General features: G+C 67.6%; 11 protein-coding genes and 1 pseudogene. All 12 read left to right on the forward strand.

All coding sequences use genetic code 11. The features are described 5' to 3' along the window. Window positions 1–12 precede the first annotated feature (12 nt). Window positions 13–1,482 carry a PPE domain-containing protein gene (locus ACIA75_RS08520; protein WP_397101499.1) on the forward strand — a complete coding sequence of 490 codons (1,470 nt, stop codon included), beginning with the start codon at window positions 13–15 and terminating at the stop codon, window positions 1,480–1,482. Next, entirely contained in the window at window positions 1,479–1,847 is a 369-nt protein-coding gene (locus ACIA75_RS08525) for a hypothetical protein (protein WP_397101501.1), read from the forward strand. The genes ACIA75_RS08520 and ACIA75_RS08525 overlap by 4 nt, the downstream gene beginning before the upstream one ends. Next, window positions 1,844–2,506 carry a hypothetical protein gene (locus ACIA75_RS08530; protein WP_397101503.1) on the forward strand — a complete coding sequence of 221 codons (663 nt, stop codon included), beginning with the start codon at window positions 1,844–1,846 and terminating at the stop codon, window positions 2,504–2,506. Before ACIA75_RS08525 ends, ACIA75_RS08530 begins: the two co-directional genes overlap by 4 nt. A 35-nt stretch (window positions 2,507–2,541) precedes the next feature. Beyond that, window positions 2,542–2,901 carry a hypothetical protein gene (locus tag ACIA75_RS08535; RefSeq protein ID WP_397101505.1) on the forward strand — a complete coding sequence of 120 codons (360 nt, stop codon included), beginning with the start codon at window positions 2,542–2,544 and terminating at the stop codon, window positions 2,899–2,901. Further along, window positions 2,898–3,239, forward strand: coding sequence for a hypothetical protein (locus ACIA75_RS08540; protein ID WP_397101507.1), 342 nt, complete (start codon window positions 2,898–2,900; stop codon window positions 3,237–3,239). Before ACIA75_RS08535 ends, ACIA75_RS08540 begins: the two co-directional genes overlap by 4 nt. 11 nt (window positions 3,240–3,250) lie before the next feature. Then, complete coding sequence (locus tag ACIA75_RS08545) at window positions 3,251–5,671, forward strand: hypothetical protein (protein WP_397101509.1); 2,421 nt, start codon at window positions 3,251–3,253, stop codon at window positions 5,669–5,671. Window positions 5,672–5,762: 91 nt separating this feature from the next. Then, the gene (locus ACIA75_RS08550) at window positions 5,763–7,652 is read left to right on the forward strand and encodes a type VII secretion target (RefSeq protein WP_397101511.1); all 1,890 of its coding nucleotides are present in this window, start codon (window positions 5,763–5,765) and stop codon (window positions 7,650–7,652) included. Window positions 7,653–7,674: 22 nt separating this feature from the next. After that, window positions 7,675–8,736, forward strand: coding sequence for a hypothetical protein (locus tag ACIA75_RS08555; RefSeq protein WP_397101513.1), 1,062 nt, complete (start codon window positions 7,675–7,677; stop codon window positions 8,734–8,736). 60 nt (window positions 8,737–8,796) lie between these two features. Continuing rightward, window positions 8,797–9,207 (forward strand): hypothetical protein, encoded by a 411-nt coding sequence (locus tag ACIA75_RS08560; RefSeq protein WP_397101515.1) that lies wholly within the window; start codon window positions 8,797–8,799, stop codon window positions 9,205–9,207. 6 nt (window positions 9,208–9,213) lie between these two features. Beyond that, window positions 9,214–9,486, forward strand: a pseudogene (locus tag ACIA75_RS08565) (type VII secretion target); the annotation flags it as partial. A 567-nt stretch (window positions 9,487–10,053) separates the two neighbouring features. Beyond that, a complete protein-coding gene (locus ACIA75_RS08570; protein WP_397103518.1) occupies window positions 10,054–11,148 on the forward strand; it encodes a hypothetical protein in 1,095 nt (364 codons plus the stop codon). After that, window positions 11,148–13,367 (forward strand): hypothetical protein, encoded by a 2,220-nt coding sequence (locus ACIA75_RS08575; RefSeq protein WP_397101517.1) that lies wholly within the window; start codon window positions 11,148–11,150, stop codon window positions 13,365–13,367. Before ACIA75_RS08570 ends, ACIA75_RS08575 begins: the two co-directional genes overlap by 1 nt. Window positions 13,368–13,661: the final 294 nt, after the last annotated feature.

A 13,661-nucleotide genomic window follows, 5' to 3' on the forward strand; every position in this document is an offset into this window, starting at 1 on the left:
GAGGAGAAAGCTGTGCTGAACGTCGACCTGGGCGAGTTGATGACAGTCGCGGCCCGCGCCGCCGAGATGGCCAGGACCACCGGTGGTGCGCTGCCGCGCGAGTGGGTCCTGCCGGCGGGCGCCGATCCCATTTCCGCCGAAGCGGTGCCCCGGCTGAACAACCAGGCCGCAGGGCTTTTCAACGGTGTGCTGGGCGTCCTCAACGAGGTGCAGAAGTTATCGCACAACGTCGGCACCGCCGCGGTGGAGTACGCGGCGGCCGATACCGAAGCGGCGCGAACGATCGGCTCGTCGGGCGGTACCGATGCGGCCAACCCGGTCCCACAGGTCGAGCAACTGGGATATCGGCGGGTACCGGGACCACTGAGCAGTATGACGAGTGTGACGGGTGACCCGCTGATTTTCGCGCAGCAGCTGCACAGCGGTCCCGGCCCGGGCCCGGCCCGCCGGTTCGCCGATTCCGTGCGCGCGTTCACCGCCGATTCCGTGACCACTGCCCGGGGCGATATGGACAGCGCCGCCTCGTCCATGCAGCATTGGAGTCCGGTCGGCAGCGATGTCGCGGAGAAACTGACGAAGTACCGAGGTTGGCTGGACGAGCTGGGCAACGGTTTGACGCTGCTGGCCGACAGCGCCAACGCCTACGGTGATTCCTTCGCCAACGCGAAGGCGAAGCATCCGACCCCGGAGGAGATCATCGCCGCGCGAAAGGAACTGGTGCGCGCGATGCGTTCGAAGGACGAGGTCGGTATCCAGGCCGCGCTGGCCAAGTTCCAGGAACAGAACACGCGGTCGGCCGAGACGATCGGAAATTATTCGGCCGAAACGGGTGTCGGCACGGGTAAGGGCACCGGAACCGGCGAGGGAACCGGGACGGGGTCCGGAGCCGGGCAGGGCAGCGGCGACAACAGTGCGCTGATGCAGATGATGCCCGCGCTGATGAGCATGATGAGCACCGGGATGAACGGTCTGCCCTCCACCGAGGAGATCTCCGATGACTATTACGACGACTACTACGACGATTACGGCGTGGGCGATCTCGGGATCCCGTCGGGATCGCCCGGCGGGGGATATCCCTCGGCCCCGGGTGTCCCGAGCCCTTCGGAAGTGGAGTCGGTGACGGTCGGGACGATGCCGATGACGGCCGCCGCCGGTCTGGGCACCGGTTCGGGGCTGGGGTCGGCCCCCCGTGTCCCCGTCATGGAATCCGCGGGGTCCTCGTCCTCGTCCGCTCCGTACGGACGCAGCAGCGGAATGCCCTATATGCCGATGATGCCGATGTCGCCCGGCGCGGGCGGCGGCGGAAACGGCAACGAACGCAACCGGGTGGTCGCCTGGCACCCCGATCGGTTGATGTATGTCGACGATACGCCGCACACCGAGCAGGTGATCGGCGAACGTCCGACCATCGCACCCACCGTGACATCCCCGACCCCACCGCCGCCCAACCAGGCGCCGACCCGTTCCGGAGGTTCCGCATGAGCAATATCCATCCCGATGTGCAGGCTGCGCTCGACGCGGCCCGAGATCTGCGGCATCGGATCGCGGATATGCGGGAACGGATCGATTCGGTGCGGGCCCGGCGCCCCTCGCCCAGTGGCACGGTCATTCCGGAAGTGGACGCGATGGGCCGGCTCACCAGCCTCTATCTCGCGCCCGGCACCGCCGCCCGGTTCACCGGGGCCGAACTGGCCGAGGAGATCATGGCGGCGATCCGGGAGAGCACATCGGACGCGGCCCTCCAGTACCGGACGATCATGGAGACTTCCATCGTCGACGGCAAAGGTGACGACGATACGACGCGTGCGCCCGCCACCGGTACCCGCACCTCGGAGGCCGTGTCGTGACCGGAGCGGTGGTGGATGACAGTGATGTCTCGGTCAGCGACGCCGTCTTCTGGTTGCACGAGGAAGGTCTCGCCCGGCTGACCGCGCTGAGCGAGGCGTCCGGGCCCGCGGCCGCTTTCACCGTGGATATCGCAAGCGGCATGGTGACGTTGTTCCCTGTGACGGGCGCCGACTCGGCTGCCCGGTCGGCCGACGACCTTCCCGCCGCCGCGGAGAACACCGGCCGCCTGGTCGTCGTCGGAGTGACCTCGAACGGCGCGCTCCTGGTGGTGGATCTGAGCGGGTCGCTGATGATGGCGCTGAATGGTGACCGCCCGGAGCTCGCCGCTCGCTCGTGGGCGACCCAGCTGCTGCTGAATCCGGATATCACCCTCACCACCAACAGCGCGGAGGTGGCACTCGGGTCGAGTCCGCGGTTGCGGAAGAGTTTCATCCCCGGAGGCGGTGGTGACATCATCAGCGTGGACGACGGAAAGCCGCCGGTCACCACGATTTCGATGAACTCCGATATGGAGGGCTCGGACTATCTGGAGCGGTCCGCGGACGGAACCGGGGAGATGTACCTGGGCCCCAGATTCTGGCAGCTGAGCCATGTCATGAGCATTGCCGACGAACCCTGGTCGGCGCTCGCCGCAACCCTCGACGAGGCCGGAAAATAGCGCCGGCCCGACCGGCAGACTGTGGAGACCATGCGATGACCGATACCTACGACGACTACGAACTCGATCCGGATGCGGACGAGGTTCCCGCCGCGCCCCGCAAGACGATCCATGAGGTCTTCAATCCGGAGGGCACCGTCGGGGTGGCCTGTGACCGTGACGGCGAAGTGGTGGGTATGCACATCACCGACGAGGCACGCGAGAACGGTGACGTGTGGCTCGCGGCGGAGATCGTCAACCTTGCCAAGCTGGCCCATATGCAATCCAGGGTCGGACTGCGCCGGGAGATGGAAGCCAAGGGCACCCGTCCGTACACGATCGACTCCTTCGGCCTGCCGACCGAGGCGGCGTACCGGTCGCTGGAGAACGAGATCTTCGGGACACGAGCACAATGACCGAGGCGGCCGAGTCGACGAGGAAATCCGCTGGGATCGATATGGACGATCCCAGCGAGGTGATCGCGGCGGGCGGTACGTTCACCACATCGATCACCGGAACGACAGGCGACGTCGGCCGGATCGTCGACGATATGATCGTGCACAGCCCTGCCGCTTCGCCACTCGATCGGGCGCTGGTGGAAAAGCTGAAGTGGGTGCAGGACACGTTCGAGAACGCCGTAAAGGACACCGACGGGCAGGCTCGGATAACCCTTGATGTGACCGTGGCGGGCGCGTCCGCGATCGGGAATGCCGATATCGACGCGAGTCTCGTCGTGCGCCGCGCCGAGGCCTGAGCAGAGAACCGGTGCATCCCGAGCAGGAGAGCCCGTATTGGGACCGGATCGTCGGTGACGATTGGCCGGAAATCCCTCCTGCCGCGTGGAATGCCCTGGAGACCTCGGCGCGCGACGGTGCGGAAGCGTTGAACACGGGTAACGCGACCGCCGCGGCCCGCGGTTTCGACGATTCCGTTCGCTCCGCCGAATCCTTGGAACCGGTGCGTGACGCGATGGCCGCTATGCGGCACAAACCCCAGGCCTTCGCCGACGCCCTGGCCGCGGCGGCCGATACCTTCGGTGACTTCGCGGAACTGACCCGGCGGACCCGTAATCAGATCTTGGACGTGGTCGCCGGGGCGGCCGGCCGGATCCAGCGAGAAACACAGGGCGACAACAACGACGACGGCGTAACCGGCGACGACGCCGAAGCCGAGACCGATGCCGCGACCACCAATCGCATCGTGGCCGAGGCGCGAGCCGAGGTGCTCGATATCGTCGACGCCGCGCTTGCGGCGGTGGGTCCGCAGGGGCTGCCGTCGCTCGACGATATCGCCGAGGCGCTGGGACAGCCCGGGCCCTGGAAAACCGGAAGCCCACCCGGCGACCCGCTGCGCGACGCTCCGCCGGCCGCCACCGAAGGGGAGCCCGGCCCACCGGGGCCGGATACCGGCAACGGGGCAGATCTACCGGTGAACGTTCCGGTGATCGGGCCACCGGAACAGAACGAATATCCCACCTTTCCGGACGGCGTGGACTTCTCGCCGACTCCGGAAACGCCGCGGGAGAGCAGTCCGTCCGGTCTTCCCGACGAGGTGCGCGATCTGCCGCCGGGCGGGCCGCCGGGGCCGGTCGCCACCGGACCGGCACCGGCGGGGCACACCAGTGTCCCCGCTGGATACTCCGGTGATACCGATACCGGGGTGGGCGGGACCACCCGCCCCGCGGCGAATACCGGTGATTCCGAATCTGCGCGCGAGGATTCGGCGTCGTCGCCGTCCGGTCGGGACGGGCCCGAGGAAGAGGACACGGCGCGCCGGGACAACTTCCGGACCGAGGCGACCGAGTTCGCGGAACCCGTCTACGGCCGGTCGCCCACCGGCCGGCCGGAATCCGGGAACTCCGAATCGTCCACCGCTGCGCCGCCGATCCTGCCGCAGCTCATCGGACCGATGACGGCCGGCGGTACTCCCGCGGTCACCGCCCCTGCCGCGCAAGGTCGCCAAGCTCCGGGTGCGCCCGCGGAAGCACCCCGGGTGCTGCCGGCCCCAGCCGCCAAGGCGCCGGCAGCACCGGGCGCGCCCGCGTCGGGAGTTTCGGCTCCTGCCACCGGCAAACCCGGCGTTCCCGCCCGTGACGGATCGCCGGGGTCGGTGCCCGGCCGGGAATCGGAAGCGAAGGGCAGCGCCGACCTGATGAAAGACGCGGTCGGCGCCGTCATCGCCGCATCCGCCGCGCCGGTTTTCGTCCTCGGTGAACGCGTGGACGGTGATCTCGCGCTGGCCCGGACGCTGCTCGGTGGGATCCGCGCGGCCGTCGACTCCTGGCTCGTGGGCGTGGATTGGGCGGTCTCGGTGATGCGGCACCAGAGCGGTGTGAGCGCTTTCGTCACCTCGAGCGAAGGCCGTGGATGGCTGCCCACGCATTTGTACCTGCCGCGCGAAGTCTCTACGCCCTGGTTGTGGTCGGTAGCGGAGAACGCGGGCTGGGAAGGGGTGGGCGATCCCGCCCGCGTCCTTGCCGAGTTCGCGCTGGCCTGGGGCGGGAAGTCCGGCGCCAAGCTCTCGGCGCTGGTTTCCTCGCAGCCGTTCGACCCCGAGTTGCGCCGGCAGTTGGGTGATGTCGCGACCGCGGGGCCGGTGCCGGCCTCCGCGCAGATGGATCTCGCCAGGCCGTCGGACAGCACCCTGGACCGGCTCGGGATCACCGGTTCGCAGCGGCTGATCGACCGCGCGGCCAAGGTCGCGGACGGGTCGGTGGCGCTGCGCTGCCTCCAGTTGGCGGTGGATGCCCACCTGCGCGTGGCAGAGTCCGGGGTGGTCGCGATGGAATCGGTCGGCGCACCGGATATCCGGCTCCGGATCCTGCGGGCGATCCGGAAGGGCAGGGAGTTTCCCAGTAGCTGGTGGGAGGAGCTCCAGGACGCCGACGATCTGCTCGCCGCGACAGCTCTCGCGCATCGGCTCGATGTGCGCCAGATCGGCCTGGGTGAACTGCGACCCGATTCGGCGGACGGTCCAGGCGAGTCCGCGACGGCCGTCCTGCGGGAACTGACTTTCCAGCGGCGCTGCAACGAACTCGTGCTGTTGCTCGCGGAAGAGGTGACCCGCCAGACCCTTCGGGACGTGGTGTACGCCCACGCGCAGATCCTCACCCACCCACTGTTCGGGCGCCCCGCTCCGGAACCGGGGCCCGGATCCACGGTGGTATCGGCCCACGGACCGAGATGAAGGCATAACCGACAGGCTGCGCCGCGGGCTTCCCCATCCTGGGAAGCCTTGAGAATAAGGGGTGTCGGTGGCGGGAAAGGATTGAGGGAGCATGTCGGAGAGGCTGGAAATCGAACCCGCGGTACTCCGCCAGCTTGCCAACCAGCACGATCAGGTCGCCCGGGACACCCGTGAATGGGCCCGGCCACCGTACGACTGGCTCGCCAACTTCGAACCCACCTACGGCAAGATCGCCAATCCGGTGAAGGTCGCCCTGGAAAAGTACTACGACGCGCGTCAGCGCGCCGGGGAATCGCTGGCCCGTGAACACGAGCAGACCGCCGCGAACCTGCGCGCGTCCGCTGATTCCTATGAACAGGCCGACGAGGGCAACGCCACGGATATCGGCCGCGGCGGAGACGAGTTCGTCGATACTCCGGCGGCGATTCCGGCCGCGCCGGTCGCCGCAGGACAGAGCCCCTCCAACGGCCTGCTCGGTGGCGCGCCCGGTTCGCGTGTCCCCGGCCTCGACGGAATAGCCGCACCCAACGGCGCGACACCGGAAGGCGCCGCACCGGGAGCCGGATCGAACCAACCCGGTATGCCGGGCGGGACCGCCGCCGCCGCGGCACCCGGTTCGGTCACGGATTCCTCCGGTTCGAACACCACGACCCCGCCGACGGCCCCGCCCACCGGCGCGCCGGCCGGCGCGACTGCTGCCACGAACGGACTACCACCCCTCGGGGCGGCCGGAATACCGGGCGGAGCCCTCGGCGTCCCCGGAACCGCCGACGACCGGGCGGCGGGACAGTCGCCGGCCTCGGCCACCGACGGAATGCCGGTTGTGGCGGCTCCGACACCGTTCGGTTCCGCGGTCGCCGCGGCGAAGGACCGGGCGGCCGAACCCGACTACGTGGTCGGCGAGGAAGTCAGCGAAGACCTGATCATCGCTCGCACCCTCCTCGGCGCCGTACTCGCGGCCGTGGAATCCTCCGTGGGCACCGCATGGGCGGTCTCGGTGATGCGCGGACCGGCGGGCGCCGGAATCTTCATCACCTCCAACGAAGGACGCGGATGGCTGCCCGCGGGCCTGTATCTGCCCCGAGAGGTATCCACCCCCTGGCTCTGGGACGAGCTGCTGCGCACCGAGGATTCGTCCGGCTCCCCGTGGGAGGGCGTCTCCGATCCCGCACGCGTACTGGTGGAATTCGGTTTGGCGTGGGGCGCGAAAGCCAATGCGACGCTCGCCGCGCTGGTGTCCTCCGGACCGATCGACCCCGGTTTGCGCGTGCACCTCGCCGACGTCCCCATGGAAGGTATGGTCGGCCCCTCCTACGACGTCGACCTGCGAATCCTCACTCCTGACACGGTCGACCGGCTGGGTCTCACCGGCTCGGTCTCGGCACTCGAAGGCGTTGCGGCCCTGCCGGATGCCCGCGTCCGCGCCCGCTGCCTGGAACTCGCCCTCGACGCCCAGGCCCAGTTGGTCCGGTCGGTCGACGCCCCCGCCGAAAGCGTCGGGGTACGCAGTGTCCGCGACCGGATACTGGCCCGGCTCCAGGCCGGCGCCGACGTACCGCGTGAATGGTGGTCGGAACTCCACGATGCCGATGACCTCATCGCGGCGGCCATGATCTCCCGGCGGGTGGATGTCGGCCGGGTAAGCCTGGGCGATCTCCGCGTCGACGACGAAGCCGCCATCCTCCGCACCTTGTCCTGGGAACGCCGCTGCAACGAACTACTCCTCGGTCTGGAGCAGGAGGACGGGAGCCGGCAGACGCTGCGGGACGCTGTCTACGCACACGAACAGGTCGTGCAGCATCCCGCGTTCACCGCCGCTCCGGCACCGGTCACCGTGGGCACCGAGGAGCGGACAGATGCCCCGGCGATCTCGAGTGTGGTCTCCGCACCCGCCGCTGCCGTATCGGCTCCGGTGATCACGTCCGGACCACCGTCGGGTGCGGTGGCCCCGCCATCGACGGATGGCCGGCAGCAGGTATGACGGCGGATCTACTGGAGTCGGCGTGACGACGGCGACGGCACAGGCAGCGGGGGACTACCTGGCGGACGTCGCCGACCGGCTGGGACTGCCGGGCGAGCACACCCCGATCCGCGCCGTGATGGATCGCGCCTGTGGTGGACAGTTGGAAGCCCGAGGCCCGGACGGTCGCCGGGCGAGCACGCTGACCGCTTCCGGTGTCCCGTTCGAAGTCAGCGTGAGCGGCGGCGGTGGCGAATTCACGCCCGCCGTCCGCTACGTCACCGAAACCGCTACGCAGGAAGTATCGTTCGGCAAACGCCTCGCCTCCCAGCTGAATGCCATCGACAATCTCGTCACCTGGTTGCCGAACGGTGACGAGGCAGTAGCGGGGCTGCTGCGGTCTTTCGCAGCAACGCTCTATCCCGACCCGGCGAAGGTCACGAAGAAGTACCGCTTGGCGACCTGGATCGGTGTTGTCCATCACGCCGCCGCACCGCAGTGTGCCGCGCGCCTCAAGGTGTACGGAGGGCTCAACGCTGTGCCCGGAGCTCTGGAGCGCTTACGTCGTGAATGGCCCGGCTTCGCCGGCCTGGCTTCCGTGGCGGACGACGAAAGTCTTCTGGCACCGGCCGGTGCCGCGCTCGAGGTGGACGCTGTTGGCAACGTCAGCCACAAGATCTATCTGAAGACCGGGCACCGCGATGTTGCGGTTCCGATGCGGTTGGCGCGCATTTTCGGCGAGCCGGTATGGGAAGCGCAGTCCGAGTTCGTCCGCTGTGGTCTCGATCCCGCGCAGCTGTATCGCTACCGGTTCTTCGTGTGCTGCAGCCGAGGGGTCGGCACACCTGCTGTCAGCCTTCACTTGATTGCCGGCCGACGCGACGATCTCACCGCGCTCGTGAACGAACTCGCGAAACAGCACCACGGTACGACCGCTGCGGTGGACGCGCTCACCGGGGCAGCTGAATCATCCAGCGGAACATGGCGTTACACGGGGATCGGACTCGGCGTCTCGCCCGTTTCGGGTACCACGAAGCTCAATGTCTACGGGACGCCCACGTGGGGAGCGGATCCAGGCCCCCCGGGCGACAGCCGGGAGCAGTGACACCGCGCTCCGGTGCGGTGGTGGTCGGGAATCGGCGGTGGCCGGCGGAACCGAGGAGCTATGAGAGATATTCATCCCAGTGTGAAAATTGCCCGGGACGCCACCCGAGAGCTGCGGCATCGTATCGCCGATCTTCGCGACAAGGTCGAAAGTATCGTTGCGCGCCGGCCGTCTCCCAGTGGATTGGTGATACCCGAGGTGGATGCGTTCGGCCGGTTGCGAGATCTGTACCTGGCACCCGGAACCTGTGCTCGGTTCGACAACGACGAACTGGTCGCGGACATTATGGCCGCGGTGAGAGAGAGCGCCCAGGACGCCCGGCGCCAGTACTACGTGGTGATGAGCGACCAGAGCTCCAGGCCGCCGTTGGCTCAGGTGATGCGTGAACGGTGGGGCGACCCCGGCTCGGTTGAGTCCCCAACTGTGGGAACGAAGAACAATGAGCAGGGGATAGGTGGCGGGAAGGACTGACGGGGAATGGCCAACTACCTGAATCTCGAACCGGATGAGCTGCGCAGGATCGCGGAACAACACGATGCCGCCGCCGCGCACATCCGGAAGTGGGGCGAGATTCCGCGGGACTGGCTCAACGATTTCAAGCGCACGCACGGCACTATCGCCGACCCGATGCGGCAGGCACTCGAAGACTATTATCAGCGACGCCACGACCGGGCGGAACGCCAGGCGGACAACCATGAGCGCACGCGGGACAATTTGCTGACGGCGGCGCGAGCCATGGAAGAGGCGGATCGGAACTCGGGGGCCGGTGTCACCGGAGCGGGTGATTTCGCGGGCGCAACTCCCCACAGCGGGGGTCCGCCGGCGCCGGGGACCGAGACAGCGCCGCCGGTCGCGCCGATGGGCACTGCCCCCCCACCGGTTGGGCCGGACGTCGGGCGCCCGATTCCCGCGACACCGACGGTGAACAACACCGGCACCGGACCGTCGATCGGGCCGGCACTCGGGGCACCCGGCGCCTCGCACGGAGTAGGCCGTTCTGGCGCGCTGCCCCTGGCGCCAACCGCGGTACCGCAGCCGGGCAACGGTTCCGGGCGGCCCCAGGTCACCGCTCCGTCCGGAACGCCGGCACCGGTCCCTGCTGTGCCGCGCGCAGGCACTGTCACGTCTGCCATGCCGGTCGATGCGGCCGGGCCGACGGCGCGGCCCGCCTCGGTGCCGCCCGTTTCGGCGCAGTCGCCGGCTGAAAATCGGCCCGCTCCGGCAGGTTCGGGTCGCCGTCTGCCCATGCCGTTGGCGAGGGGGCCTTTCGAAGCGGCGCGTCGTGTGGCTCGGGGCGCGCCGCCGTTGGTCGTCGGTGTGACTGTGGACGACGACCTCGCACTCGCCCGTTCCCTCCTTTCCGCCATCCTGGCGGCCGTCGCAGGTTCGGAGCCGGGCCTGGGCTGGGCGGTCGCGGTGCTGCGGGTCCGGCGCGGGCCGATTGTCGTGGTGTCCTCCGCCGAGGGCCTGGGTTGGATACCTCCTGGGTTGTTCCTACCGGCGGAGGTCACGGTTCCGGCGAAATGGTCCGATGTCTTCGGCCGTGCGGTTCAGGAAACGGTGCTGGCCTCGGAGGGGGCCATCGATCCGGCTCGGATCTTCGCCGAGTTGAGCGCCGTCCTCCCCGGTCGGAGCCGGTTCCGGGTCAGCGCTCTGGCGTCGTCCATGGCCATCTCGGACAACGTACGTGCGGCTCTCGGTGACCGAGCAGCCATCGAGGGCGAGGTATCAGCCGCCGAGGCGGCTGTCGACCTCACCGCACCCGGCCCGGGACTGGTCGACCGATTCGAAGTGGCCGGCTCGGAAGTATTGCTACGGCAAGCGTCAGCGGTAGCCGAATCGGATATCCGTGCGACCTGCCTGGCGTTGGCCGGTGAGACGCATGAGCGGGTACGCGACGCTGTATCCCATGTGGACGACGAGACCGAGGCGCATCGCGAGCAGCGCCAACTGGTTCTCGATATGCTCCGGGCCAAGGGGGCGGTACCGCCGGCCTGGGTTGATGAGATGCGTGCGGCGGATGCCATGATGGCCGCGGCGCAACGCTCTCGGCGAATGGACGTGTCGCACATACCGATCGGTGGTCGCCCCGACACGGCCGGTTCGGAGGCCGTGCGCCGTATGTTCTTCGAGCGGCGCGCGGATGAGCTGCTCATGCTCCTCGCCGCCGGCGAACCCGACCGGCAGGTCCTGCGCGACATGTTCTACACATACGGTCAGGTCATCGAGCATCCGCAGTTTCCTTCCGACCGAGCTTCGGGTGTGGCGGTATCGGGTATGCCGGACGGTCTCGGCGCGAATCCCGATAGCGCCGTCTCCGCCCCGCCGGCCGGGGTGGCGCCGTCTCTGATCGAGCGGAGAATTGTCGAAATTGCCGGGCCGGAAGGTTCTGCACTGCAGAGGAGTACGTGATGGGTGCTGGCGTCGATCTCGCCGATAAAATCGAAAAAGAGCACGACGACTTCATGTGGAACGACACGGACAACGATTTGGCCGATGATTACTTCGACGATATCAAGGCGTTGAACTCAACAGAATTCAATGCCTTCATGGAGCGGCTGCCCGACGGAACCAGAGACGAACTTCTGAACAGTGCGGACGAGGACGACCGGAATCTGCACACCACTGACGAGTATCGTGAAATCTATAATGCTCTGAAGAACGAAGGGGATCGAGAAGAATACGTCCGGAAGCTGGTTACTGAAGAGAAAAAGGTAGAGGACAGCGATTTCGCCAATGGAGCCGGAGGCGCCGCGGCCCTTGGGGAGGGCGACTACCTCAAGGACGCAGACGGCAACGGTCTGGTCAATCTGTGGGTCCCGCGGGGTGCGACTCCGATGTTGAAAGAAACCGTCGAGGATACCCAATTCGCCATGCAGGAGGGGTTGAACTCGCTGGGCTCGGGTGATCCCAAGTCGTGGCTCGGTTTTACCAATATGCTGGCCGGGGCGGATATCGAATCGGCGGACGGCTGGTCGAACATCATCGACCAGCACGCCGAGAAGAAGGAGGTCCTCGATACTCGTGCGACCGATTACACCGAAAAGCACAAGGACGTAGAAATCCACACCCACGAGGCCGAGGTTTTCAAGGATGGTCTCTGGAAGGATCTCCTCACGATCAAAGACGGCCTCAACAACGACCGGCTCATGCTGGATCTGGAGAAGATCGGGTACGAGAAAAAGGACGACAACCGTATCGTCCTGACTCAGACCGCCGACAAGTTCCAGGTGGACGGAAAGGGGATGGAACATGCCAATATGGCCGTCAACGGGGAAGGAGGTGAGCGCGTACTCTACCGGAAGAATGTAGAGGGTGATGCCATGACGGCCGAACGCGGTTTCGAGGGTGAAGGCTCCCTGTATTATCTGACGCCCGAAGCGGAATGGCACTTCTATGTCAAACATATCGACCAGGCGGCCGAAGATTGGGACAAGAAGTACACGGACGCGATGGACCGTATGCAGCGGGGGGCATCGAAGGTCGACGAGGACCCAGGCGGCGATGAAGACAAGGACGGCGAGGAGACCGCTGAGGAAGCGTATCAACGCGGCCTGGAAGCCGGCCGGAAAGAAGCGGGCGGCGGCGATACTCCGGGTGCGGATACTCCGGGTGCGAATACCCCGGGTGCCGATACCCCGGGCGCTGACACTCCGGGTGCCGATACTCCGGCGACCGAGGACCAGGACTTCAGCGACACCTTCGACGATCTGCTCGATAAGGAGAAGCCGGAGGACGCCACCGGTGGGGGATCCGATGAGGACGGTGACGGTAAGGACGACAAGGACTCGGCGCTGGACAAAATTCTCCAACCCATTCGCGACGCCATCACCGGTGGCGGTGCGGCCGGCGCGGCTGGTGCGGCCGGCGCGGCGGCCGGCGGCGGCGGGATGATGAGCATGATGATGCCGATGATGATGATGAGCATGATCCCGCAGATGATGCAGCAGATGATGCAGCAGAAGAAGGAGGACGAGGACTCCGAGCGGGACGAGCAAGAGCGCGACGAAGAGCCGCAATCGGCTCCCGCCCCGTCCCCCGGCCCGGCTCCGGCCGCGCCGGCCGCGGCACCACCCGGCGCCACCGCGCCGCCCGCCCAGACGGATGTTCCGCCGGCGCCCGCGGCATCGGATACGCCGAAGTCCATGGTCGATATGAAACTGCCGGACGGTTCTTCGCAGCGGGTGTCGTCGGTGGTCTCCGAAGCGATCAACCGCGAGTTGAACAACCCGAACGGGAGCGATGCCCGGGCGGCGTACCAGGGCACCCCGGGCGAGGCCACGGCGGGAAGCCCGTGGGTCTCGGTGGAGAGTTCCGCGGTCGGCACCGGCGATATCGCGCAGTGGGAGAACCGATCCGCGCTGGTTGTAGTTACCGATTCCGGGTTGCAGGCCATCGTCAACGGACAGCTGGTGCCGCTGGATCCGCATAATCCACCGGACGGTGGGCAGGGCGGCTACGGCGAATTCCGTGGTTTCTTCCACCCGAGTGGCGCCGATATCAGCGATGCGAACGATACGGCCGTGGGGGCGACCCCGCCGGAGCCTCCGCCGGTGACCGCCGCCGCGCCGCCTCCCGGCGCCACCGCACCGCCCGCGGTCACGCCTCCGGCCACCATGGAGGTTCGGTGATCCGACGGGTCTGCGATCGGCAGCGAGTTGCGGGCGCTGCCGATCGGGTGCCCGGCTTCCTGGGCAGTCGATTCGGCGGCGGTGGCGCGGGATAGCTGAAGCCGGTGTTCCGGTGTGCTACACCGGAACACCGAATCCGGAGCTCTGCCCAGTAATTCCCCGCACGCGCAAATCGCTACGGCCGGCGAAGATCCGGCGTAGCGCCGATGATGGTCTTGCCCGGCTGTCGCGTACACCCGAACTCGGGATGGCGCCGACGCCTGGGTTGAGCCTGGCGAGGTCCGCATCTAATTC

Origin of the sequence: Nocardia sp. NPDC051750, from assembly GCF_044453135.1 — a bacterium.
In the GTDB taxonomy this organism is placed as follows: Bacteria; Actinomycetota; Actinomycetes; order Mycobacteriales; family Mycobacteriaceae; genus Nocardia.